This window comes from Flavobacterium hungaricum, assembly GCF_015182285.1.
Lineage (GTDB): Bacteria > Bacteroidota > Bacteroidia > Flavobacteriales > Flavobacteriaceae > Flavobacterium > Flavobacterium hungaricum.
Genome location: NZ_PRDM01000005.1, coordinates 113,410 through 138,130 on the forward strand (window position 1 = coordinate 113,410; position 24,721 = coordinate 138,130).

Below are 24,721 nucleotides of genomic sequence, written 5' to 3' on the forward strand. Positions count from 1 at the left end.
AATTCTTACAAAAACAAAAAACATTATTCAAATATAGAGAGAAATTATTTTTACAAACATTATTTTTAAAAATGAGAATATGTCTATATTTGCACAAATTAACGCAACACACACATGAAATATAAAAGAATTCTTCTAAAACTTAGCGGCGAAGCGCTAATGGGTGATTTACAATACGGTATTGACCCGAAAAGATTAGCCGAATATGCAGATGAAATCAAACAGATTCATAGCAAAGGGGTAGAAATTGCGATTGTGATCGGAGGAGGAAATATATTTAGAGGCGTTGCAGGGGCAAGTGCAGGAATGGACAGAGTACAAGGCGACTATATGGGAATGCTTGCAACGGTAATAAACGGAATGGCATTGCAAGGCGCTCTTGAAGACAAAGGCATGAAAACACGTCTGCAGACTGCTTTGAAAATGGAATCCATTGCGGAACCTTACATTAAAAGAAGAGCAGACCGCCATCTTGAAAAAGGAAGAATTGTAATTTTTGGAGCCGGAACAGGAAATCCGTACTTTACAACTGACACTGCAGCGGTTTTGAGAGGTATCGAAATTAATGCTGATGTTATTCTAAAAGGAACTCGTGTTGATGGTGTTTACGATTCTGATCCTGAGAAAAATGCTGCTGCTGTAAAATTTGACTTTATTTCTTTTGATGATGTATTGAAAAAAGGATTAAATGTAATGGATACTACAGCATTTACGCTAAGCCAGGAAAATAAACTGCCGATCGTAGTTTTTGATATGAACAAAATTGGAAACTTATTGAAAATCTGCGAAGGAGAAAATATTGGAACTGTAGTAAATATCTAGACTGCCTAGAATAGTAGAATTTTAGACAATTTAGATTTTCTGAATTCTATAAATATTGATAAGCAATCTTAAAAATTAAATTATATTCGTTAGTAAATTAGACGTTCTATTTTATTTCAAATAAATCGCCTAAAAATCTAAAAATCTAAAAAAATGACTGAAGAAATAGATTTTATTTTAGAAAGTACTGAAGAGTCAATGAATGGTACTATTGCACACTTAGAAAAAGAATTTCTAAACATTCGTGCCGGAAAAGCTTCTCCAGCAATGCTTGGAGGTGTTTTTGTAGATTATTATGGTTCTGCAACGCCGCTTTCTCAAGTATCAAAAATTAGTGTTCCTGATGCTCGAACAATTACATTACAGCCTTTCGAAAGAAATATGCTGCAGGCAATTGAAAAAGCAATTATGATCGCTAACATTGGTTTTAACCCAATGAACAATGGTGATATGGTAATTATCAGCGTACCGCCATTAACAGAAGAGCGTCGCCGCGATTTGGCAAAACAAGCAAAATCTGAAGCTGAAGATGCTAAAATCGGAATTCGTAACTCTCGTAAAGACGCGAATACAGACATCAAAAAATTAGAAAAAGAAGGAACTTCTGAAGATATTTGTAAATCTGCAGAAGATGAAGTTCAAAACTTAACAAACGCTTTTATCAAAAAAATAGATGAATTATTAGTCGCAAAAGAGGCTGAAATCATGAAAGTGTAAGTTAGATTTACAATAAAATAAAAATCCGTCTGGTTAATTGTATCAGACGGATTTTTTTATTGCTATTTTTGCATACGAAAATTAAACCCTTTTCGTTTTTGAAACTATATTACTCTGTATGAAGCTATTTTGTTTTTTGACTTTGTTTTTTACGCTGACACTTCAAGCGCAATTTCAAATAAACGGTATCGTAACTGATTCAAATAATAATCCACTTCCGTTTGCTACCATTACTACTTCAGAAAACAACAATACTATTACGGATGTTGATGGGAAATTCATTTTCAAAATCAGCACATCGGCTTCAAGCTTAACGGTATCTTATATTGGTTTTCAGACTAAAACAATCGCTTTAATTCCTAATAAAAAATTTTATGCTGTTTCGCTTTTACAGAAAACAGATGACTTAAAAGAAGTCGTAGTTTCTAATGAAAACCCAGCGCTCACCATAATTCGAAAAGCAATTGCGAGCAAATCATTAAACGATCCTCAGAAAAAACTAAATGCATTTGAATATAAAACATACAATAAACTTATTGTAACGGCTAATCCAGACTCTATAGGCGGCCGAATTGATTCGTCTGCTGCTTACAAAAATCTAGATAAGAAAACGATTAATATTGATTCTTCTGATTACAAATTCAAAGGAATCATAAGCAGACAGCATTTATTTCAAACAGAAAAAGTTTCGCAGTATCAGTTCGGGAACAACAAATTAAAAGAAACGATTCTGGGGACTAAAATGGCAGGATTCAAACAGCCAATTTATGAGGTTATTGCATTTAATCTTCAGTCTATTTCGATATACGATCCGCAGTATGAATTGTTTGAAACAAAATATGAAAACCCAATTTCAAACAATGCACCATCAAGTTATGCATACAAACTGCTGGATACTGTAAGTATTAAGGGCCGTGATGCTTACATGATTTATTTTAAGCCAAAGAGAAAACGCAAAGCATCCCGATTAGAAGGGGTATTATATATTGATAAAGAAAATTTTGCAGTTGCTAAAGCTGTCATGAGAATAAAAGGTGTTTTGGACATTAGCGGGGTTCATGAATTTGAATATATTCCGAAAGAAAAAATATGGTTTCAAAGCAACACGACTTTCAAAATTGTAAAAGGAAAAAATGACGATGACATTAAAATTCTAGGCGGCACCATTCAGTTTGATGGTGATGTCAAGGAAAATTTTGAACGCAGGCCAAAAGCAGCTTCCGATTTTACGTATCTGCTTTCAGAGAGTAACAGCTTTGACATTCGTGTCAATCCTGCGGCTCCCATAAAAAACCCTTCTCTTTATATCGAAATCAACGACGATGCTGCACAAAAACCAGAAAGCTTCTGGGAAGCTTACCGCAAAGAAAATCTCGACGAGAAGAGCCAAAAAACGTATGTGCTTCTGGACAGTATTTCTGTAAGCAATAGAATAGAGAAACGTCTGGGAATCGGCCGAAAAATTCTTAATGGATTTTATCCTATCGGTCCTGTTGATCTGGATTTAAAAAAAATAATCAGTTATAATAATTACGAAGGTTTCCGACTTGGATTAGGCGGGATTACTAATGATCGTTTCTCGAAAAAATTCAGAATCGAAGGTTATACGGCTTACGGTACAAAAGATGGTGCGTTCAAATACAGTCTGGGAGGCGGGGTTTTGCTGGACAAACATAGTAATACATGGTTTAACGGTTACTATACCGACGATGTTCGTGAGATCGCAAGTACGCTTTTTGCAGTAGATAAACGTGTTTTTAAGATTTATGATCCCAGACCGATTAACATCAGTACTTTTTATGAATACTCTGGATGGCGCGGTAATATTCAATCTAAAATTATCCCAAAAACCGAAGCTGTTTTAGAAATTTCCAGAAATTATATTGAGCCAAAATTTGATTACCAATTTAATCTAAACGGAAAACAGTACTCGAGTTATATTATGACAACTGCTATGCTGTCATTGGTCTGGGCGCCTTTTAGTGATTTTATGCAGACTCCAACGGGCAGAAATGAAACCGATAAGCGTTTCCCGAGATTTACTTTTCAATATACGCAGTCGCTTCCGAATGTTTTTGCAAACGATTTTACTTTCGCCAAAATCGATTTTAAGGCCGAGTATGAGAAAAAATACCTGAACCGTCAAAAAACGAGTCTATTGCTGCAGGCAGGATATGCTATGGGAGATGTACCGCTTACCCATTTGTACAACACTTCTCCGAACAATTTAACAAAAGAAACGGTTGTTCAGCGTATTACTTTTGCCGGACGAAACGCTTTTGAAACGATGTTTTTTAATGAATTTTTCTCGAGCCAATATCTTATGTTTCAAATTAAACATGGTTTTGACCGAATTAAAATCATGAAAAAAGTTCGTCCGTCTTTGGTTTTGGTAACTCGAATGGCTTGGGGAAATATGGAAAATCCAGAGCAGCATATTGGTCCAGAATACAAAACACTGAACAAAGGTTTTTTTGAATCAGGGATTGAATTAAATAAAATCTACAAAGGTTTTGGTTTGGGCGGTTTCTATCGTTATGGACCTAATCAATTATTGAAGTTTGAAGATAATATCGCGGTTAAGATTTCTTATGTGATTGATCTGGGACTTTAAGAGTTAATTCCAAATTTTTTATCCCGAGGCTTCGGGACAAAGATTGGATATTTATTGTGGAGTTACTCGTGGAGATTTCTCTCCCGAAGCCTCGGGATCGAAATTACAAAAAGCCGAAGTACATTAGAAATCTTTGTAAAAGTTTAAAACTTTGACAAAGGTCACTCTAATAAATCTCTGTGCGAAATAGAACGAAATCTCGGCAAAATATCTTTGCGGTAAACAAATTACGTGAGCCGTTGCTTTGCATCTCTACGATTCTAAAAAAGCACCTTCAAATCTCTTTTCAAATCGCTGTGGCAAAAACAAAAAAATCCAAACCCCAGAAATTTGGAATTTGGATTTTTAAATATTGAAAATTTTAAAAATTTTTATGGTTTCAAAATCAAAACAGAAGGTGTATTGTTCAACCAGATACTTTGAGATTCGATTAATTTCTTCCAGCTTTCTAGGCTGATGATCATTAAATTCTGCGTTTCCAGAAACTCTTTTTTAATTGTTCTGTCGTTCATCACCATAATATGATTTGGAGCGATTTGCTCGATAGAGCGAATACTTTCCTGAATTTCTCTCATGTTTTTTACCTGCCCTCCGGCATCTAGAACCGTAATTTGAGAACCGTTATTATTGATTAATTTCTTAGCATAATCAATTAAGAACGCATCTTCTTTATCAAAAATCGGCATAAAGATCTGATTTAATTCTTCAAAATCTTTATCAATAAAAATACCAACTGGCATTTTGCTTTTTGCAATTATATGACGTGTTCTTTCATCAAAAGGAGAATTCTCGAACAAACCTTCTTTTCCGGTAAACTTGTCAATAAGACGATCTGGATTTACAATTCTGGTTGTAAAACCTAATATTTTACCAAGAAGCGTTCCATCAAAAATAGACTGTCCTAAACCGATTAATAATAAATCATATTCACCATGATTTGCTGTATCAATAATATCAGTATCAATATCGGTGGTAACCTTAAAGAGGCTTACCATATTTTGATTTAGTTTTTCGGACTCTTCTATTACCGGCATTAACATTTTTCTTTCGTGATCTTTTATGTCAAAAGAATGCACTTCGGTACTTAAAGATAAATGCATCGCTGTTACAATCGAATTATCACCTTGTTTTTTGACTAAACTATTCGCGATTTTCAAAAGTAATTTCCCTTTTTCAGGTGTAGCAAATGAAAGCAGAATCTTGTATTTACTTTTATTTCCTATTTCCTGAGGTATCGCTGTGATTTTATCTTTAAATATAAAACCAATAAAATCTAAAGCCGGACCTGTCATAAAAGTTGTAATCAACGCCATAATTACCATCATGGTAAAAATTTCTGTAGACAAAACTCCTAAATCGTAACCGATATTCAGCACGACTAACTCCATCAAACCACGAGTATTCATCAAAGCTCCAATTGCCAAACTATCTTTCCAATTTTGGCCGACAAATTTAGCTGCCAAAGCACTTCCGAAAAATTTACCGACTACAGCAACTGCGATTATTATTCCTGTGATTTTCCATAATTCAGGATCGTTCAAAAGACCAATCTGGGTTCTTAAACCTGTGAAAACAAAGAATAATGGAAGCAGTACAATAATTGAGACATCTTCTACTTTTTCAATAAAAATATTTCTGAATTTATTATTCTCCGGCATAATCGCTCCAGCAAGAAAAGCTCCAAATAAAGCATGGATTCCGATTAATTCTGAAGCATAAGCTGAGATCAAAAGTGTAATAAAGAAAATCGCCACTACTGGTTTGTTCAAACTTTCGCGGGTCGAATTTAAATCTCCTACACGTTTTAAGAACGGGCGAACAATTTTTAACATGATAATCACATACAAAATTGCTAAACCAATTACATAAAAAGAACTTGCCAGCGACCCTGCTTTTACGATCGCGATTACAACAGCCAAAATACACCACGCTGTAATATCATCGGCAGCCGCACAGGTTATGGCGATGGTACCCAGTTTTGTTTTTTGAAGCCCTCGCTCCTGCACTATTCTTGCCAGAACGGGAAATGCTGTAATACTCATTGCAATTCCCATAAATAATCCGAAGGAAGAAAAAGCGACTCCTTCTGGGGCAAAAGTTCCGTAAATGAAATAAGCTAAAACCAAACCTAAAGCAAACGGAATTACAATACTGGCGTGGCTGATTACAACAGCATCGTGGGCTTTATTTTTTAATACTTTCAGATCTAATTCCATCCCGATTACAAACATGAAAAGAATTAAACCGATCTGGCTTAAAAACTGAAGATTTCCTAAAGATTCTTTTGGGAATAATGCTGCTGAAAACTCTGGAAAGTACATTCCGACCAAAGATGGCCCCAGCACAATTCCGGCAATCATTTCTCCTATTACAGACGGTTGTCCGATTTTTCTAAAAAACCAGCCGAATAATCGGGCAACTAAAATAATAGTCACAATCTGCGCTAATAATATCGCTAACGGATGCTGTAAATTATCGATCATCGAATGCAGAAAATCATTCCAGTGATTACTTTCTACTTGTTTAACCGCTACATTTCGTCCCACTTCAAGTGAAGCTCCCTGCGAAATTACCCAATATATTAAAGCAGTAAATCCACCGATTACTGTAATGTAAAATAAGGAGTTTTTAAAGTTATTCATAACCATTTTTTAAAATTATGAAGCAAATATCAGAAGTCGTCTTTAGGTGAAAAAGCAATTTTAAACCTAATTTTCAAACTATGTAATAAGATGGAAAAATTTTGTAATAAGTTCGAAACGGGAAACTTTGACTTCACTCCTTCTCGCAGCTGAAAAATTTACATCTTTACCTTTTTCAAAAAATCAGAACGATACGTTTCGCTCAGCAAAATCGTTGTGTTTTTATCATTTTTTTCTAAATGATGCAGTACAATTTCGTTATGATTAAAAAATTTAATTGCTTTTACCGCAACGATTTCTTTTTTATTGACACGGCAAAAATAAGCGTCTGGCAATTCTTCTAGGAGCGTATCAAATTTAATGTTTTTTAGATTCAAAAAACTACCGTCTTCCAAGAGCACTGTTTTATCACGACTATCTCCAACCGCTGTTTTTATATAGAGAATTTGACTGAAATACAACAGCGTTTTTCCTCTGTCAGTATTTAACTGTATAAATTTCTTGACTGTTTCCGGCTTATTAAAACGCTCAATAGCTTTAGATACCGCTTTTTGCAGCCGTTCTAATTTTACAGGTTTGGTAATATAGTCCACAGCATCAATATTAAAAGCTTCGGCAGCGTAGTCTTTGTATGCGGTACAAAAAATCACCAATTTATCCTGCAGCTGAGACGCAAGATTAAGTCCGTCAATTCCGGGCATTTCGATATCAGAAATCAAGAGATCAAAATCGAGTTCAGGAATTTCGGCCAGGAGTTTTTCAGGGTTGTTAAACGTTTTTACAATTTCAACTTCATGGATCTGCTCACAAAGCATTTTTAGATACGTTAATCCCGGAAGTTCATCATCCAGCAGTAAGCATTTCAGTTTTGTATTCAAGTAAATCAATTTTTAAGTGAGCAATGTAAACGTCGTTTTCAACAAAACGATCGAGTTTAAAATTATTTTTATAAATAATTCTCAAGCGATGTTCTAATGTGTTGTGGCCAAAACCGCTTCGTTCTTTTTTTAATACTTTTTTATCCGAGATTTTATTAGAAACAGTCATAAAAAAAGCATTGTCTTTGAACTCAAAAACAACCGAAATAAAAGCATCGGCACTTTGAAGGTCGGCATGTTTAAAAGCATTTTCTATTAAATCTATCGAAATCAGCGGCGCAAGCAAAGGCTGTTCGTAAAGTTTATCTTCTTCGTTGATGTTTTTCTTAACCTTCAGCTCAAAAAGCGGACTGATTTTTATTTTATTGATTTCGATTAAATTCATCGCAAAATCAATTTCTTCTTTTGCCGTTACAAATTTCTTTTTGCTTTCGTATAAAATATAATCCAAAACATTCGCCAATTTATCTAAAGCAAAATAAGTCTGATACGCGTGCGACTGAATCGAGTTTAAAATATTCTTAAACAAATGCGGGTTTAGTTTTGATTCTAAAGTTTCTAACTGAAGATCATTTACTTTTCTTTCAAGCGCAAAAAAACTTTCTTCAGCATCATCTTTCGATTTTTTGGCTTTCATTAACTGAAAAACCATTAATCCAATAATGATTACCAAAAGAAAAATAATGGCTAAAAAAATAAAAGTTGTCGTAGTGTTTTCTTGCATTTATTAAGATTGTAAAATTGTTTTTAATGATGTTCTAAAATTAATAAAAATTCCAATTGTCAGCAGTAAGATACTCAATACCCAAAGATAATAACCTGGTTCTAAGGAAATAATTTTGGCCATGCTGCCACTTTCAGAGCCTAAAATTTCGTTCCAAAAGAAAAAAGAAATGGCTAAAGAAAGGGCAATAAGACTATACCAAACCGCTTTACCGTCATTTTTTACTAATTGCCTGATCGCGATTAAAGATAACGGATTGGCCAGCCAAATAATCTGCTCCAGCGTGCCGCCTCCCATCAAAGCAATTGCTCCCATAAAAAAATAATCAAAAGATGCTGCCGTTTTTATTTCATTATTAAAACTAAAAACAAGCACATTCTGTGTCAAAGAAATCCCCAAGACCAATAGACTTACTGCAATTGTTATAACTTTTATATGCTTCAAATACATTTAATTAATTTGTTTTATAAAATTAGAATTACGCTGAGAAAAATCCCTTTGATCCTTTAAATCTTTGGTTTTTGGCTGCTTCTTTAAAATTAACTGCAAATATGAGAAAAGCTCATGATTAAAAGATCAGAATAAGTCAAATTCTAGTTTTTTTTGAATCAGGGGCATAAGTGTTAACATTAAGTAAAATAGAATCGTTTGTTTTAAGATTACGAGCGCTTTTCACTACATTTGCAACCATTTTTTAAATATTTTATGAAAAACGCAATTCAAGTTGGATTTTGGGAGAAATTAGCCCGAATTATCCTTAAAAACAGAATTACAATATTGATTATACTTTCTGCTTTGACCATTTTTCTTGGCTATCAGTGGAAAAACCTTTCTATGACGTATACAGAAGCAAACCTGCTTCCGAAAGATCATATTGCCAATAAAGAATATCAAAAATTCTTGGACAAGTTTGGTGAAGAAGGAAACCTTGTCGTGATTGGTTTTCAGGATAAGAACTTTTTTAAGCCTAAAAATTATGCCGCTTGGAATGAGTTAATGACGGGTTTAAAAAAATCAAAAGAAGTTGATCTGGTTGTTTCTTTAAATGATTTAAAGAAACTTGAAAAAGATACGGTTAACGAAAAATTTGTTTTAGCTCCATTTATCGACCAAAATAAAACTCTGGATCCTGCTTATTTGAAAAGCGTTCAGCACGATTTATTCAATAATTTACCTTTTTACGAAGGCTTGTTATTTAATAAAGAAACCGGAAGTGTTCGTTCTGCGGTTTACATCAATAAAAAATTGGTAAATACTGCCGAGAGAAAGACTTTTATACTTAAAAATCTGGTTCCAAAAATCGCTAAATTCGAAAAAACTACCGGGATAGACCTTAAGGTTTCAGGAATGCCTTATATCAGAACAATTAATGCTGATAACATGAAAGGCGAAATCGGACTTTTTATTGGTGCATCTTTATTGACAGTTTCTTTGATTTTCTTTTTCTTTTTCCGTTCGTTCAGAGCAACTTTTATATCAATTTGTATTTTAATTGTAGGTGTAACCTGGTCATTTGGAACATTGGGATTATTTGGATATAAAATCACAATTTTAACTGCTATTATTCCGCCGCTGATTATCGTAATCGGAATTACCAATTGTATTTTCCTGATCAATAAATACCAGCAGGAAATTAAAATACACAATAATCAGGCAAAAGCGTTACAGCGTGTAATTTCTAAAATCGGGTCTTCGACTCTGATGACCAATTTAACGGCTGCAATTGGTTTTGCAACCTTGATGATTACAGGAAACGAATTGCTTTTTGAATTTGGTCTGGTCACTTCAATCAACGTACTTTCTGTATATACTTTGACACTTTTTATTGTGCCGATTATTTACAGTTTTATGCCATTGCCAAAAGCGAAACATTTGTACCATTTGGACAAAACTTATATTTCAACATTATTAAATGCTGTCGCAACTATCGTGAAAGGCAAAAAGACAATTGTATACATTATTTATGCGGTTCTTTTTGTTGTCAGTTTAAATGGAGTAAGACAAATGAAAGTTTCAGGAAGTTTGATTGGTGAGATGCCAAAAAGCGCTTCTTTCTTTAAAGATATTCTGTTTTACGAAAAAGAATTTAACGGAGTTATGCCGTTGGAAATCATGATTGACACCAAAAAGAAAAAAGGTGTCATGAAACCGGCGACAATTCGTAAAATGGATGAACTACAGAACACCATTTCTGAAATTCCAGAATTGGCAAAACCAGTTTCTGTTGTCAATCTGGTTAAATATGCAAAACAAGCTTTCTATAACGGAAATCCTGAATATTATCAATTGCCGACTTCTCAGGAACAGACTTTTATTTTGGGATATGCTAAAAATGCAACCAAAAACAGTAAAGAAAATCTAATGAAAGCTTACGTGGATTCGACTGGACAATATGCCCGAATTACTACTTTCATGAAAGATATCGGAACTGATGAAATGGCTAAAGTAGAAGGAAAGCTTCGCAAAAAAATAAATGAAATTTTCCCTAAAGACCGCTTTGAAGTTACAATTACAGGAAAAGCATTGGTTTTCCAGAAAGGAACTACTTATTTGGCGCACAACTTAATCGAATCATTGCTTTTTGCAATTTTGACTATTGCTATTTTGATGCTGTATCTATTCCGATCTTTTAAAATGGTTGCAGCTTCTTTGATTACCAATATTTTACCGCTTTGTATTACTTCGGGATTAATGGGTTATTTCGGAATTCCGCTAAAACCTTCAACGATTCTGGTATTCAGTATTGCTTTCGGAATCTCGGTTGATAATGCGATTCAGTTTATGGCGAAATACAAACATGACCTGATTCAAAACAGAGGAAAAGTAAAAAAATCGGTATTCAGCGCTTTAAGAGAAACTGGAGTAAGTACATTTTACACATCTGTGGTTCTAATTTTAGGTTTTGCGACTTTCACTTTATCAAGTTTCAGCGGCACTATTGCTCTAGGAGGATTGATTTCTTGTACTTTGGTCTTTGCAATGTTCGCGAATTTAGTGGTGCTGCCTTCATTAGTTTTGACTTTTGAAAAGAAAAAAACTAAAAAAGAAGAATTGGAGAATTTGGAGAAGTAATTTTTTTGCCGCTAATTTCTAGAATTAACACAAATTAAAAATGCTGAAAAAAAGAATTACAGCAATTGCATTACTTTTTTTATATAGCAGCAATTGTTTAGCTGAAGGACAATATGGATTAGCGCGATTTATAACGTTTATTCACGTACTATTTTTTTGTTTGACTGTTTTTATTTATACAATGATTGGAGGAATCATAATAAAATTCATTTTACAAAAATCTAATCTTTTAGTAAAAAACCAAACCCGTAAAGCATTTTCTATTTCATTAGTAATAGCAATTTTGACCGCACTGTTTTTTGAAGATGATTTTATATTTTACTTATGGAATAACACCTAATCTCCAAAATAGTCTGTGATTTCTAGTAATTTTTAAATTTGTCGAGTTTCTTGAGGAGATTTCTCTTTCATTAAAATGACAAGAACAAAAAAAATATTTCTTTTGAAACCGACTGCCCTAGCCCCGATCGAAGCGGCATTCTTTCTATTTTTTCTTTAAAAATAGAAAGATACAGCGAAAAAAGAGCGGGACACGAGCTAAAAGCGAATTGACGAAGTAAACAGCTTCAAAAATTAATTATTATCGTTTATATTTGCAATTCGATATAAAAAACACTGGTTTTATTTTAATGTAAAATCAGCAATCTATAAATCTAAAATTAAAATGAGACACACAAAGGTTAAAGACTTATTAAACAGTACGACGACGCTACAGGAAGTGAATGCAAAAGGATGGGTGAGAACTTTTAGAAATAATCAGTTCATCGCGCTTAATGACGGTTCTACCATTAATAATATACAATGTGTTGTTGATTTTGAAAATACACCAGAAGAAACTTTAAAAAGAATCACGACTAGTACTTCAATTTCTGTAACTGGAACTTTGGTAGAAAGCAAAGGAGCAGGTCAGAAATATGAGATTCAGGTTTCAAAAATCGAAATTTTAGGAGATAGCGATGCTGAAGCTTATCCAATTCAATTAAGAAACAGACCAAGTTTAGAGTTTTTAAGAGAAAAAGCACATTTACGCGTACGTACAAATGCTTTTGGAGCGATTATGCGTGTGCGTTCGGTATTGTCTTATGCCGTTCACAAATATTTTCAGGATAAAGGTTTTGTGTATGTAAACACACCAATTATCACTGGAGCTGATGCTGAAGGTGCTGGAGAAATGTTTCAGGTAACTTCATTGCCTTTGGACAATCTTCCAAAAAATGAAGAAGGAAACATTGATTTCAAAAAAGATTTCTTCGGAAAACATACGAACTTAACGGTTTCTGGACAATTAGAGGGTGAAACTTTTGCAATGGCTTTGGGTCAGATTTATACTTTTGGACCAACTTTTAGAGCCGAAAACTCAAACACTTCTCGTCACTTGGCAGAATTCTGGATGATCGAGCCTGAAGTTGCTTTCAACGACCTTGACGACAACATGGATTTGGCTGAAGATTTTATTCAGTATGTAATCAAATATGCTTTAGACAATTGTGGAGATGATTTGAAATTCTTAGAAGGAAGACTTCTAGAAGAAGAAAAATCAAAACCACAGGCAGAAAGAAGCGAAATGGCGTTGTTAGAGAAATTAAACTTCGTTTTAGAAAACAACTTCAAACGTGTTTCTTATACAGAAGCAATTGATATTTTAAGAGATTCAACTCCAAATAAGAAAAAGAAATTCCAATATTTAATCAATGAATGGGGAGCTGATTTACAATCAGAACACGAACGTTACTTGGTTGAAAAACACTTTAAATGTCCGGTAATTTTATACGATTACCCAGCAAACATCAAAGCGTTTTACATGCGTTTGAACGACAACACAGAACCAGGAAGAGAAACTGTTCGCGCCATGGATATCCTTTTCCCAGGAATTGGAGAAATCGTTGGTGGTTCTGAAAGAGAAGAACGTTATGATGTTTTAGTTCAGAAAATGGAAGCTTTAGGAATCGACAAAGAAGAATTATACTGGTATTTAGACACCAGAAGATTTGGTTCTGCAACTCACGCAGGTTTCGGTTTAGGATTCGAACGTTTGGTATTGTTTGTAACAGGAATGACAAACATTAGAGACGTAATTCCTTTCCCAAGAACTCCGGGCAGCGCGGAATTTTAATAGAAGTTATGAGTTATTTGTTATGAGTTAGGAGTCAAATCTTGACTCATAATCATTTAAGAGAAATATTAAAATGTTTTAAGTTATAGGTTACGAGTCCAACAACTCATAACTTTTAACTCAAAACTCTTAACCCAAAATATGCTAAAGCAATTTTTAAATTTAAAATTATCCCAGAAATTATCTCCACAGCAAATTCAGCTGATGAAGTTAATTCAATTGCCTACGCAAGCTTTCGAGCAACGTTTATTAGAAGAGATGAACGAAAATCCGGCTCTGGAAGCTGGAAAAGAAGATGAGTACGAAGCAGATGAATTTGCAAATGAAGACTACGACGATTATGATGATGCAGAATCGGACAGAATCGAAGCAGACGACATTAATATCGACGAATACTTAAGCGACGACGACACACCAGATTACAAAACTCAGGTAAACAATTACAGCGAAGATGAAGAACGCGAAACGCCTTTTGCTTCGCCAATTAGTTTTCATCAGGATTTAATCAATCAGTTGAATACTTTTATTTTGAATGATGAAGAACGCGAAATCGCCGAATTCCTTGTGGGAAGTATCGATGATATGGGTTACATCCGCAGAAGCGTTCCTGATATTGTAGATGACATGGCTTTTACTCAGGGAATTTATACTGATGAAGCAATGGTGGAAAAAATGCTGCATGTCATTCACGAACTAGAACCATCGGGAGTTGGAGCGCGTGATTTACAGGAATGTTTGTTATTACAATTAAAGCATAAAACACCAACAGAATATGTTGATCTGGCGATTGATATTATCGAAAATCAGTTTGATGCCTTTACTAAAAAGCATTACGACAAACTATTACAGAAATACAGCGTTTCTAACGAACAGCTGAAGAAAGCGATTCACGAAATTGAAAGACTGAATCCAAAACCAGGCGGTTCTTTTACAGGAAACAATAAAGTGACTGAAAACGTGGTTCCAGATTTTGCTATCAGGATTGTTGACGGCGAATTAGAATTGACCTTAAACGGACGAAATGCTCCTTCTCTGCACGTTTCTAAAGATTATCAGGAAATGATGCAGACGTACAAAGATTCTCGCGATAAATCTTCGGCGCAGAAAGATGCAGTACAGTTTATCAAACAAAAACTGGATTCGGCAAAATGGTTTATTGACGCGATCAGACAACGTCAGGAAACACTTTTTGTAACGATGAATGCCATTATGCATTATCAGGAAGAATTCTTTCTTGATGGCGATGAAACCAAGTTAAAACCAATGATCTTAAAAGATATTGCAGATATGGTTGGTTTGGATATCTCGACGATTTCGCGTGTGGCTAACAGCAAATATGTTGAGACACCTTATGGAACAAAGCTTATTAAAGAGTTTTTCTCTGAAGCAATGAAAAATGATCAGGGTGAAGATGTTTCGACTTTAGAAATCAAAAAAATTCTTAAGAATACAATTGAGGAAGAAGACAAGAAAAAACCGCTTCCAGACGATCAATTGGCTGAAATCTTAAAGGAAAAAGGATATCCAATTGCCCGAAGAACAATCGCAAAATACCGCGAACAGCTCGATATCCCCGTAGCAAGAATGAGAAAGAAAATTTAGGTTTTATTTCCCTCCATTAAGAGATTAAGAAAAATTAAGTTTTTACAGCTAATAGCAAGCCTAACAGTTTTTAAAACCTGTTAGGCTTGCTATTAGCTGCACGAACATCTGTTTTACGGAATTAACAATAATTCGTCCCGTCCATCAAACGTTCCTACGGAACGTAAAATCACGATTTAAATTCAAATATCTACCAACCAGACATTCCTACGGAATGAAACAGACAATCCTGGCAGATTTTAAAAACATGCCTGGTTTATGAATTACAAGATAACTCATACCCAAAATAATTTTGCATTGCTAATTATTCCGTTAGGAATATTTCATCGGTAGAAAAAAAAAATAACGGATTGCATTGTGTGCCGTAGGAACACCTGTTTTTATGTATAAACCTCAACAATAATTCATTTTGTTAATCAAACGTTCCTAGGGAACGTATATCTCAAAAATCAAATTGTTTCTACCAACCAGACATTCCTACGGAATGAACAATTGCTTTTAGAAACACCAAACCCGACAGGTTTCTAAAGCCTATCAACATTAAATATCATTAATAATTACCAATCATAAATATTCCATAGGAATATCTCGTCGGTAGCAAAAAAAAAATAACGTGTTGCATGGTGTGCCGTAGGAACACCTATTTTTACGTAATTAACCTCAACGATAATTCATTTTATAATCAAACGTTCCTAGGGAACGGATATCTCACAAATCAAATTGTTTCTACCAACCAGACATTCCTACGGAATGAAACAAACAATCCTGGCAGATTTTAAAAACGTGTCGGTAATTATTTCATGAGTTCATTCCGTAGGAATGTTTCATCGGTAGATATTTTTTAATTGGATTCATAGAAACGTTCCGTAGGAACGTTTGATCGACAGCAATATAATTTTGGATAATTAGATAAAACAGAAGTTCGTACATGAGCAATACAAAACGTGTGATATTTTCACCAAGCATTTCTATGGAATGAATGAACACCATTATTTAAACAACCAAACCCGACAGGTTTTAAAAACGTATCGGGTTTGGGTATATTGACAAATATGGGATTATTTATACTGATATGGGAATACTTCTATATCAAACAAAAAAGCTTTCTTTTTGTCGTTATAATGGTAAATCAATATAAAATCTTTTTCTCTAAAAATCTGAAGTCCTGGATTAGCTTTTGCGGTACTGATAAGACTTTTTCTAATCTCCTCTTGAACAATCTCAACTTCTGCGGTTTCTTTTTCTACATTCAATAATGTCAAATTATATTGAACTCTTCTTTCTTTTGGCAGACTTACGCTATCCAACTGGATTCCTTCTTGAATACGTAACGGACAGTTTTTATTATACTTTTCTACTAATTCATTTATTTCCGTATTCGTTTCTTTGGCATCATGAGAGAGGTAAAACTGAAACAAAACAACTAAAACTATCGCAATTCCAACTGCAATCAACAACACAGTATTGACTTTTTTTCCGCTTTGATTTGATTTTTCCTGCATACTATTTAGAGAATTAAAGAAGTTAAATCTATTTTTCCTGATTTTTTTTCATGGCATTAAAATAGGCTGCACGGCTGAGAGGCTCGTATTCTTCTGTTTCTCCCAACATTACCAATTTATCATTTGCTGTTTTTCGGAAACTGTAATTTGCGAGATTTCCTGTTCTTGTACAGACAGCGTGAACTTTAGTTACATATTCTGCAGTTGCCATAAGTGCCGGCATTGGCCCAAACGGATTTCCTTTAAAATCCATATCTAGACCAGCGACAATTACACGAATTCCCTGATTCGCCAAATCGTTGCAGACTGTCACAATTTCGTCATCAAAAAACTGCGCTTCATCAATTCCGATTACATCGCAGCCCTGTGCTAAAATCAGAATATTGGCTGCCGCCGGAACTGGCGTAGATCGTATTTCGTTAGCGTCATGTGACACTACCATTTCGTCATGATAGCGGGTATCAATAGCGGGTTTAAAAATTTCGACTCTTTGTTTGGCAAATTGGGCGCGTTTAAGTCTGCGGATTAACTCCTCGGTTTTACCCGAAAACATTGATCCACAAATAACTTCAATCCACCCAAATTGTTCTTTGTGATTTACTGTATTTTCGAGAAACATTTTGTATTTTTCTGCCTTTAAAAATGAATAGTTTTTATTACTTTGTACTAGTAATAAACAAGTGTAAAATTTTGCTCTTTTACGTTTTTCAAAAGTAGAAAATTTTTATCAAATCGAAGACAGCTATCGCTTATTAACAGAATAAAAAATAAGACTTAAAATTCTACACCAGAATAAAGACAATCAATTACAAAATATACTAAAATACCCTATTCACGATAATTTCAATAGTTATGAAAAAAAAATTGGAAGCCGATTTAATCAGCATTGCACACCGAATTTTGAAGCTTAAAAACAAATCTGACATCAATCAGTTGTATCTTGAAACACAGAAATTATACGAGAAATTAGCGGTATTAAAATTTGTAGAAGAAAATTTCGATGCCGTAAAACCAACTATCGGTCAAGCCGAAATTGAGTCGCAAATCGAAACTATTTTTGAAAAAGACGAAATTATTGACGTTCCTGCTGTAATTGAAACAGCAGTAAAACCAGAAGAGGTTTTAGCAGCAGCTTCAATTAAAGAAGAAATTACTGAAACTCCTATTGAACAAAAAATTGTTTCAGAACAGGAAGCTGCAGCAATTGAAGAAATTCCAACTATAGAAATAGAGGCCGAAGTTATTGAAGAACCTGTAACCGAAATTAAAGAAGAGCCAATCGCAGTAATTGAAGAACCAATTGTCGAAGAAGTAAACGAACCGATAATTGAAACTAAAGAAGAAATAAAATCGGAAGAGGAAAATTCTTTTAGAACTTTCAGCGAATTAAAACCAATTCCTGATTTCAAACCTGCTTTCGAATTAGAAACAGAAGAAATTAAAGAAGTCGTTAAAGAAGAACCCAAAACCGAAACTTCTCCGATCCCAACTATTTTATTTGAAGATTTCGGGTTGAATTACGCCGACGCACAATTTGTAAAAGTAGATAGTATCGAAGCGGTTGCTCCTGCTCCGTCAATTTCAGAATTTAAAGAAAAGACGACGCCAGAAACTTCAGTTACAGAAAAACCTGCTGAATCGAAAACGGTAACTTTAAACGAAAGATTGGCTAGAGGTTTTCACGTTGATTTAAATGACAGAATCGCATTTACTAAGAACCTTTTTGGAAACAGCACCGAAGATTACAGTCGTGTTTTAAACCAATTATTGACTTTTGATTCTTTCAGCGAAGCAAAAGATTTTATCGAAAACATGGTAAAACCAGACTACAATAATTGGGAAGGAAAAGATGATTATGCTGAACGTTTTCTTGGAATTATCGAGAAGAAATTCGCTTAAAAACACAAATTTCACCGATTCACACGAATTTTAATCAGTGTAATTTTTAGAAAAATTAGAATTTGTGCATTCGTACAATCCGTGTTTAAAAATTAAAATAAACTATGTCTAAATTATATATCGTTCCAACGCCAATTGGCAATCTTGAAGATATGACTTTTCGTGCCATTCGCATCCTGAAAGAAGTCGATCTGATTTTGGCCGAAGACACCAGAACGAGTGGTAAACTGTTGAAGCATTTTGAAATTGGCACGCACATGCACAGCCATCATATGCACAATGAGCATAAAACAACCGAAAATTTAATTGCACGTTTGAAAGCAGGCGAAACCATCGCTTTGATTTCAGACGCAGGAACACCGGCAATTTCAGATCCAGGTTTTTTATTGACTCGCGCTTGTGTCGAAAATAAAATTGAGGTAGAATGTCTGCCTGGCGCAACCGCATTTGTACCTGCTCTTGTAAACAGCGGACTCCCCAATGATCGTTTTATTTTTGAAGGTTTTCTGCCGGAGAAAAAAGGACGTCAGACCCGTTTTTTGGCTTTAGCCGAAGAAACCAGAACCATGATATTATACGTTTCGCCGCATAAACTCGTTAAAACTTTAGCTGAATTTGTTCAGTATTTTGGAGAAGACCGACAAGTATGTGTTTCGCGTGAATTATCAAAACTCCACGAAGAAAATGTACGCGGAACCGCAAAAGAGGTTTTAGCACATTTTGAAAAAACGGCTCCAAGAGGAGAAATTGTTGTGGTTGTTGCTGGAAAAACAATCGAGAAAGAAGCGAAGAAAAGTAAATATTCAAAAGACGAAGAATAATTTTCGCCACGAATTTCACGAATTAGCACGAATTAACATTAGTGGAATTTGTGACTCGAGCGATAGCGAACAGACGAAGTAAATTCGTGGCAAAAAACTAATACATAACAATCATGAGCATACAAGCATTTTTAGAAAAAGTAAAACAAACTCCAACACAAATCACATTTCCTGAAACTATTGCAGTTATTGAGGAAAACTACAACTTTACTCCAACTGCTTTTCAGAACGGAACACAGCATAATGCAGCAGGCGAAAATTCTGGTTCTTGCAAGTTATTTTCTTTCGCAAAACTGCAGAACTTAACAAAAGAAGAAACTTTAGCATGTTTTGGCGCTTTTTATTTTGAAGAAGTTTTAGGCGATCCAAATGGAACCAATCACCAAAACATTAGAAATTTCATCAACTTAGGCTGGGACGGAATTCAGTTTGAAGGAAATGCTTTAGAAGCGAAGTAATAATTTAGATTTTAGAGTGTAGATTTTAGATTTCTGAAATCTACGCTCTAAAAAACTTTGACAAAGTTAAAGAGTGAATATCTCTACTACAGATTAAAAATCCTTTTAAATCTTTTATCCCGATAGCTATCGGGAGTGGCAAAAAAAATTACCAATCAGATTAAACGATTTAAGAAATCTACAATCTAAAATCAATAATCTAAAATCTACAATCAACCCATGCGTTGGACTTTAAAACCAAAACCTTCTGAAGAAAAAATCAAACATTTGGCGCAGGCCTTAAATGTAGAAGATTTTGTTGCCACCCTTTTGATTCAGCGCGGTATAGAAACTTTTGACGAGGCAAAGAATTTCTTTCGTCCGTCTTTAGAACATTTACATGATCCGTATCTAATGAAAGATATGGACAAAGCTGTTGCAAGAATTGAATCGGCAATCAAAAACCAAGAAAATATTATGGTTTTTGGCGACTATGATGTTGACGGGACAACAGCGGTTTCTTTGGTTTCTTCTTATTTAAAATCGTATTACCCAAACATTGCAACATACATTCCAGATCGTTACGACGAAGGTTACGGAATCTCTTATAAAGGAATCGATTACGCAGACGATAACGGAATTTCGTTAATCATTGCGCTTGACTGCGGTATCAAATCTATTGATCATATTGCTTACGCGAAAGCAAAAAATATTGATTTTATTATTTGCGACCACCACAGACCAAGCGATTTTCTTCCAGATGCTGTAGCGGTTTTAGATCCAAAGAGAGAAGACTGCGAGTATCCTTATGATGAATTGTGCGGCTGCGGTGTGGGTTTTAAATTGATTCAGGCTTTGGGTCAAAATCGAAATCAGAAGATTGAAGATTTGGTGGCGTATCTGGATTTGGTGGCTACAGCAATTGCCGCCGATATTGTTCCGATTACGGGCGAAAACCGTGTTTTGGCCTATTTCGGATTAAAAGTAATCAACAGCGAACCCAGACCGGGAATAAAAGCATTGGTGCATCAGGTAAAAAAGAAAGTTTTAGATATTACCGATGTTGTTTTTATAATTTCGCCAAGAATTAATGCGGCAGGAAGAATCAAACACGGAAATCATGCGGTTGAATTATTAACTGAATTTGATTTTGAGCAGGCACAGCAATTTGCATCCGAAATTGAACAATACAACGCCGACCGAAAAGATTTAGATAAAAAAATTACTAAAGAAGCATTTCAACAAATTTTAGAAAACAACGAGCAAGAACGCTTTTCAACAGTAGTTTTTCAGGAAGACTGGCACAAAGGCGTCATCGGAATTGTTGCTTCAAGACTAATCGAAACCTATTATCGCCCTACTTTGGTTTTTACTAAAAGCGGCGACAAATATGCTGCTTCGGCTCGATCGGTAAAAGGTTTTGATGTTTACAATGCTTTGGATGCCTGTGCAGAACATCTGGAACAATTTGGGGGACATATGTATGCTGCCGGGATGACTTTAAAAGCAGAAAACTACCAACCTTTTAAGGAAGCTTTTGAAAAATGTGTAGAAAGCACTATTCTGCCCGAAATGCGCACTCCAGAAATAGAAATCGATGCTGAGATTAACTTTTCGGATATTACACCCAAGTTAATTCGAATTTTAAAACAATTTGAACCTTTTGGTCCTCAGAACATGACGCCGGTTTTTATGACAAAAGACCTGAAAGATACAGGCTATGCCAAAACTCTAGGTGCCGAAGATGAACATCTGAGGCTTTTTGCCAAACAAATCTCCCAAAACATCGCGACTGAAGGCATTGCAGCAATTGGCTTTGGTCTCGGAAAAAAATTAGATATTGCCAAAAATCAGAACACTTTCCAACTGGCCTATTCCATCGCTGAAAATGAGTGGAACAATACAGTTACGACACAGCTTTTACTAAAAGACATTAGAACAAATGACAACTAAATCCAACAAGCCAGATCCGTATCAGGCACTTCGTTATAGAGAATTCAACGTATTTTTATTACTGCGTTTTGCAATGGTTTTTGCTTGGTCGATGCAGTTCATCGTGATCGAATGGGAAGTATACAGCTTAACCAAAAATCCGCTTTCGCTAGGAATTATTGGTTTGATGGAAGTTATTCCAGCTGTTTCGATGGCACTTTTTGCCGGACATATTGTAGACCAAAGAGAGAAAAAAGGCTTATTGGTCAAATGTATTTTAGGCTTTTCTGTCATCAGTTTTGGCTTGTTTTTATTGACTTGGCCAAAAGTGATCGGCGATTTATCTTCAAACGTTATTTTATATTCTATTTATGCATTGGTCTTTTTGGGCGGATTGGTTAGAGCTTTTTTGGGCCCGACTATTTTCTCCCTTCTATCGCTTATCATCCCTAAAAAAGCATATCCAAACGCTGCAACTTGGAGCAGTTCTGTCTGGCAGATTGGAGCCGTAATGGGGCCGGCGCTGGCAGGATTTTCAATTAACTGGATTGGGGTTCACTGGTCAATGTGTCTTGTTTTCGGGTTTTCTATTCTATCCTTAATCGCTTTATCACAAATCAGTAAAAAACCAATTATTAATCCAAAAATTGGAGAATCAATTAAAGACAGCCTTACAGAAGGTTTAACTTTTGTGTTTAAAAACCAGATTGTTTTAGGAGCACTATCCCTAGACATGATTGCTGTACTCTTTGGAGGCGCAGTGGCATTACTGCCAGTTTTTGCACAAGACATTCTCAAAGTCGGTTCTGAAGGTTTTGGCATATTAAGAGCGGCTCCAGCGGTAGGCGCTTTTATTACAATGCTCGTTTCTGCCTATGTGCCTTTGTATCAAAATGCAGGAAAAAAACTTTTAGCAGCCATATTTGTTTTTGGATTGTCAATCATCTTATTTGGTCTTTCGACTTCATTCTGGCTTTCCGTTTTTGCTCTGTTTTTGAGCGGACTTGCTGACGGAATTTCTGTAGTTATCAGACAGACTATTTTACAGCTTAAAACTCCCGATCATATGCGCGGACGTGTTGGTGCTGTAAATTCAATTTTCGTTGGATCTTCTAATGAATTAGGTGCGTTTGAAAGTGGTGCAACTGCCAAATTAATGGGAGCTGTAACATCGGTTGTTTTTGGAGGAAGCGTTACGCTTGTTACTGTTATTGTGACAGCTTTAAAATCGCCTACTTTTAGAAATTTAGATTTGAAAAGAGATATGGAAGATCATCAGAAATTGGAGTAATCTTTTTTTTGAAACCATATAAGTTATATAAGTTCAATTTAGAGTGCATAACTCACTTTTTGTGTAGTTGATTAAAAAAAAAATAAAAACCGTGTAAATGAGATTATTACTAATCGTTTTATTTTCAACCTTTTCTTTTATAGCTAAAGGTCAAAACTTGTACATCAAAACATACGGGAATTCAAAAGATAAAACCATAATTTTCATTCATGGCGGACCAAGCGGCAACGCGACTTTATTTGAAGGAACGACAGCACAAAAACTAGCCGATCAGGGCTTTTATGTTATTGCTTACGACAGAAGAGGCGAAGGAAGATCAACAGATCCTAACGCAAAGTTTACTTATGAAGAAGCATTTCAGGATTTAAATTTAATTTATAAAAAATATCATTTAAAAAAGGCTGTTCTTCTCTGTCACAGTTTTGGCGGTTTGGTCGGAACTCTTTATACACATAAATATCCGCAAAATGTGAGTGCCTTGGTTTTAGCCGGAGCTTTATTTTCGCAGCAAGAAACTTATGACCATATTTTAAATACTTTAAAGAAAAAATACAGCAATGATTCTGAGCAATTATCGAGAATAAAAACGGTTGAAAATTTAGACAAAAATTCAGCCGAATATCGCAAAAAGTGTTATGAACTTGCTGGAGAAAACAACTTTTTTAAAATGCCAAATCCAACTTCTGAATCTAAAAAATTATATGCAGATTATGAAGCCGGTGAATTTTACAAAACCAACATCAGAAACAAAAATGCGCCTTTGCTTTTTTATCAAAACGAAAAACAAAATAACATTGATACCCGACCAATTTTAAAGAAAATTAAAGCTTCTGGAATTCCTATTTTTACTATTTACGGAAAAGAGGATCGTGTTTTTTCGTCGGCACAAATTACTTCTATTAAAAATCTGGCAGGAGAAAATCACTTCACTTTTCTGGATAATTGCTCTCATTATTTATTCGTAGATCAACAAACCGAATTTCTTTCGAACATAAAAAAATGGCTTAAATAATATTTTTTAACCATATAAATGATATAAGTTCATTTAATATTGAGACTTGAATTGACAACCTTCAGTTTACTGAAGGTTTTTTTTATGAAATAATCTTTGAAAGAGTTTCAAAAAGCAACTCAAAATTCAAAGTACATCACTTATATGGTTCAAAAACATTTTTTCAAATTTTTATGAATTTTTTATTTAGAATTAATATAAATAATATTTATATTTGTTGGAACAAAAGGATTTACGATGAGAGAAATAGAACAGATATACCATAATAACTTTGGAATAGCTTTTTACTGGAAGGATCATAATACAACTCTTTCAGATAAAGTTCAATTAGTTTTTAAAGAAACCGGCTTTTATTTTACCGTTGAAGAATTGAATCGTTTTTGCGATTTAATAGAAGACAGTATGATTGAAAATGCATGCTGCGAAGCCTGCGAAATGAAATATTCCTGTCATAAGTTTTTATTGAAAACGCCTTGTACTTCTATTGATTTGGCGGTTAATATGACCGAATTAAAATCCATTAAAGATTTGGTTGAAGGTTCGTTATTCAAAATTGAATTAGGCGAATATATTTATGGAGTCGGGATGAATTAAGAAACATTCTAAATATTTTAACAGCATTTTTTCATTATTAAAATATATT

At 34.6% G+C, this 24,721-nt stretch carries 20 protein-coding genes; 14 read left to right on the forward strand and 6 right to left on the reverse strand.

Going from position 1 to position 24,721, the window contains the following annotated elements; genetic code table 11:
* Positions 1-114 precede the first annotated feature (114 nt).
* From pyrH to C4F50_RS19940, 3 genes are all read left to right on the forward strand, one after another.
* Positions 115-822: a UMP kinase gene (gene pyrH / locus C4F50_RS19930; protein WP_194140404.1), complete on the forward strand. Its 708-nt coding sequence runs from the start codon at positions 115-117 to the stop codon at positions 820-822.
* A gap of 153 nt (positions 823-975) precedes the next feature.
* Positions 976-1,539 carry a ribosome recycling factor gene (gene frr, locus C4F50_RS19935; protein WP_194140405.1) on the forward strand — a complete coding sequence of 188 codons (564 nt, stop codon included), beginning with the start codon at positions 976-978 and terminating at the stop codon, positions 1,537-1,539.
* 118 nt (positions 1,540-1,657) lie between these two features.
* On the forward strand, positions 1,658-4,153 hold the full coding sequence (locus C4F50_RS19940) for a DUF5686 family protein (RefSeq protein ID WP_194140406.1): 2,496 nt from the start codon (positions 1,658-1,660) through the stop codon (positions 4,151-4,153).
* A 371-nt stretch (positions 4,154-4,524) separates the two neighbouring features.
* Here the strand turns inward: C4F50_RS19940 and C4F50_RS19945 are convergent, their stop codons facing one another.
* The 4 genes from C4F50_RS19945 to C4F50_RS19960 form a co-directional block, all read right to left on the reverse strand.
* The gene (locus C4F50_RS19945; protein WP_194140407.1) at positions 4,525-6,795 is read right to left on the reverse strand and encodes a cation:proton antiporter; all 2,271 of its coding nucleotides are present in this window, start codon (positions 6,793-6,795) and stop codon (positions 4,525-4,527) included.
* A gap of 158 nt (positions 6,796-6,953) precedes the next feature.
* Positions 6,954-7,673 carry a LytR/AlgR family response regulator transcription factor gene (locus C4F50_RS19950; RefSeq protein ID WP_194140408.1) on the reverse strand — a complete coding sequence of 240 codons (720 nt, stop codon included), beginning with the start codon at positions 7,671-7,673 and terminating at the stop codon, positions 6,954-6,956.
* Positions 7,639-8,397 carry a sensor histidine kinase gene (locus tag C4F50_RS19955; RefSeq protein ID WP_194140409.1) on the reverse strand — a complete coding sequence of 253 codons (759 nt, stop codon included), beginning with the start codon at positions 8,395-8,397 and terminating at the stop codon, positions 7,639-7,641. Before C4F50_RS19955 ends, C4F50_RS19950 begins: the two co-directional genes overlap by 35 nt.
* Positions 8,398-8,400: 3 nt before the next feature.
* Positions 8,401-8,847 carry a hypothetical protein gene (locus C4F50_RS19960; RefSeq protein WP_194140410.1) on the reverse strand — a complete coding sequence of 149 codons (447 nt, stop codon included), beginning with the start codon at positions 8,845-8,847 and terminating at the stop codon, positions 8,401-8,403.
* 255 nt (positions 8,848-9,102) lie between these two features.
* Here C4F50_RS19960 and C4F50_RS19965 point away from each other — a divergent pair, with 255 nt between their 5' ends.
* The 4 genes from C4F50_RS19965 (at position 9,103) to rpoN (ending at position 15,184) form a co-directional block, all read left to right on the forward strand.
* Positions 9,103-11,469: an efflux RND transporter permease subunit gene (locus C4F50_RS19965; RefSeq protein WP_194140411.1), complete on the forward strand. Its 2,367-nt coding sequence runs from the start codon at positions 9,103-9,105 to the stop codon at positions 11,467-11,469.
* A 40-nt stretch (positions 11,470-11,509) separates the two neighbouring features.
* Complete coding sequence (locus tag C4F50_RS19970; protein WP_194140412.1) at positions 11,510-11,809, forward strand: hypothetical protein; 300 nt, start codon at positions 11,510-11,512, stop codon at positions 11,807-11,809.
* A gap of 324 nt (positions 11,810-12,133) precedes the next feature.
* On the forward strand, positions 12,134-13,582 hold the full coding sequence (gene asnS / locus C4F50_RS19975; RefSeq protein ID WP_194140413.1) for an asparagine--tRNA ligase: 1,449 nt from the start codon (positions 12,134-12,136) through the stop codon (positions 13,580-13,582).
* A 141-nt stretch (positions 13,583-13,723) separates the two neighbouring features.
* Positions 13,724-15,184: an RNA polymerase factor sigma-54 gene (gene rpoN, locus C4F50_RS19980; RefSeq protein ID WP_194140414.1), complete on the forward strand. Its 1,461-nt coding sequence runs from the start codon at positions 13,724-13,726 to the stop codon at positions 15,182-15,184.
* Positions 15,185-16,242: 1,058 nt separating this feature from the next.
* Here the strand turns inward: rpoN and C4F50_RS19985 are convergent.
* Together C4F50_RS19985 and C4F50_RS19990 are read right to left on the reverse strand one after the other, a co-directional pair.
* Positions 16,243-16,686, reverse strand: a complete 444-nt coding sequence (locus C4F50_RS19985) for a DUF8479 domain-containing protein (protein ID WP_194140415.1) — start codon at positions 16,684-16,686, stop codon at positions 16,243-16,245.
* Positions 16,687-16,714: 28 nt separating this feature from the next.
* Positions 16,715-17,305 carry a thymidine kinase gene (locus C4F50_RS19990; protein ID WP_194140416.1) on the reverse strand — a complete coding sequence of 197 codons (591 nt, stop codon included), beginning with the start codon at positions 17,303-17,305 and terminating at the stop codon, positions 16,715-16,717.
* Between the two features lie 233 nt (positions 17,306-17,538).
* Here C4F50_RS19990 and C4F50_RS19995 point away from each other — a divergent pair, with 233 nt between their 5' ends.
* The 7 genes from C4F50_RS19995 to C4F50_RS20025 all read left to right on the forward strand — a co-directional run bounded on the left by C4F50_RS19995 (position 17,539) and on the right by C4F50_RS20025 (position 24,672).
* The gene (locus C4F50_RS19995; RefSeq protein WP_194140417.1) at positions 17,539-18,585 is read left to right on the forward strand and encodes a DUF8457 domain-containing protein; all 1,047 of its coding nucleotides are present in this window, start codon (positions 17,539-17,541) and stop codon (positions 18,583-18,585) included.
* Between the two features lie 104 nt (positions 18,586-18,689).
* On the forward strand, positions 18,690-19,406 hold the full coding sequence (rsmI, locus tag C4F50_RS20000) for a 16S rRNA (cytidine(1402)-2'-O)-methyltransferase (RefSeq protein ID WP_194140418.1): 717 nt from the start codon (positions 18,690-18,692) through the stop codon (positions 19,404-19,406).
* Positions 19,407-19,519: 113 nt separating this feature from the next.
* On the forward strand, positions 19,520-19,864 hold the full coding sequence (locus tag C4F50_RS20005) for a HopJ type III effector protein (RefSeq protein WP_194140419.1): 345 nt from the start codon (positions 19,520-19,522) through the stop codon (positions 19,862-19,864).
* Between the two features lie 219 nt (positions 19,865-20,083).
* Positions 20,084-21,796, forward strand: coding sequence for a single-stranded-DNA-specific exonuclease RecJ (gene recJ / locus C4F50_RS20010; protein ID WP_194140420.1), 1,713 nt, complete (start codon positions 20,084-20,086; stop codon positions 21,794-21,796).
* Positions 21,786-23,066: an MFS transporter gene (locus C4F50_RS20015; RefSeq protein ID WP_194140421.1), complete on the forward strand. Its 1,281-nt coding sequence runs from the start codon at positions 21,786-21,788 to the stop codon at positions 23,064-23,066. The genes recJ and C4F50_RS20015 overlap by 11 nt, the downstream gene beginning before the upstream one ends.
* A 97-nt stretch (positions 23,067-23,163) precedes the next feature.
* Positions 23,164-24,078 carry an alpha/beta fold hydrolase gene (locus C4F50_RS20020; RefSeq protein WP_194140422.1) on the forward strand — a complete coding sequence of 305 codons (915 nt, stop codon included), beginning with the start codon at positions 23,164-23,166 and terminating at the stop codon, positions 24,076-24,078.
* Between the two features lie 237 nt (positions 24,079-24,315).
* A complete protein-coding gene (locus tag C4F50_RS20025; protein ID WP_194140423.1) occupies positions 24,316-24,672 on the forward strand; it encodes a hypothetical protein in 357 nt (118 codons plus the stop codon).
* The last annotated feature ends 49 nt before the right edge of the window (positions 24,673-24,721 follow it).

Bases quoted from the DNA above. Each gene is read 5' to 3' on its own strand.
- pyrH (WP_194140404.1), top strand. From the start codon at position 115: ATGAAATATAAAAGAATTCTTCTAAAACTTAGCGGCGAAGCGCTAATG.
- frr (WP_194140405.1), top strand. From the start codon at position 976: ATGACTGAAGAAATAGATTTTATTTTAGAAAGTACTGAAGAGTCAATG.
- C4F50_RS19940 (WP_194140406.1), top strand. From the start codon at position 1,658: ATGAAGCTATTTTGTTTTTTGACTTTGTTTTTTACGCTGACACTTCAA.
- C4F50_RS19945 (WP_194140407.1), bottom strand. From the start codon at position 6,795: ATGAATAACTTTAAAAACTCCTTATTTTACATTACAGTAATCGGTGGA.
- C4F50_RS19955 (WP_194140409.1), bottom strand. From the start codon at position 8,397: ATGCAAGAAAACACTACGACAACTTTTATTTTTTTAGCCATTATTTTT.
- C4F50_RS19960 (WP_194140410.1), bottom strand. From the start codon at position 8,847: ATGTATTTGAAGCATATAAAAGTTATAACAATTGCAGTAAGTCTATTG.
- C4F50_RS19965 (WP_194140411.1), top strand. From the start codon at position 9,103: ATGAAAAACGCAATTCAAGTTGGATTTTGGGAGAAATTAGCCCGAATT.
- C4F50_RS19970 (WP_194140412.1), top strand. From the start codon at position 11,510: ATGCTGAAAAAAAGAATTACAGCAATTGCATTACTTTTTTTATATAGC.
- asnS (WP_194140413.1), top strand. From the start codon at position 12,134: ATGAGACACACAAAGGTTAAAGACTTATTAAACAGTACGACGACGCTA.
- rpoN (WP_194140414.1), top strand. From the start codon at position 13,724: ATGCTAAAGCAATTTTTAAATTTAAAATTATCCCAGAAATTATCTCCA.
- C4F50_RS19985 (WP_194140415.1), bottom strand. From the start codon at position 16,686: ATGCAGGAAAAATCAAATCAAAGCGGAAAAAAAGTCAATACTGTGTTG.
- C4F50_RS19990 (WP_194140416.1), bottom strand. From the start codon at position 17,305: ATGTTTCTCGAAAATACAGTAAATCACAAAGAACAATTTGGGTGGATT.
- C4F50_RS19995 (WP_194140417.1), top strand. From the start codon at position 17,539: ATGAAAAAAAAATTGGAAGCCGATTTAATCAGCATTGCACACCGAATT.
- rsmI (WP_194140418.1), top strand. From the start codon at position 18,690: ATGTCTAAATTATATATCGTTCCAACGCCAATTGGCAATCTTGAAGAT.
- C4F50_RS20005 (WP_194140419.1), top strand. From the start codon at position 19,520: ATGAGCATACAAGCATTTTTAGAAAAAGTAAAACAAACTCCAACACAA.
- recJ (WP_194140420.1), top strand. From the start codon at position 20,084: ATGCGTTGGACTTTAAAACCAAAACCTTCTGAAGAAAAAATCAAACAT.
- C4F50_RS20015 (WP_194140421.1), top strand. From the start codon at position 21,786: ATGACAACTAAATCCAACAAGCCAGATCCGTATCAGGCACTTCGTTAT.
- C4F50_RS20020 (WP_194140422.1), top strand. From the start codon at position 23,164: ATGAGATTATTACTAATCGTTTTATTTTCAACCTTTTCTTTTATAGCT.
- C4F50_RS20025 (WP_194140423.1), top strand. From the start codon at position 24,316: ATGAGAGAAATAGAACAGATATACCATAATAACTTTGGAATAGCTTTT.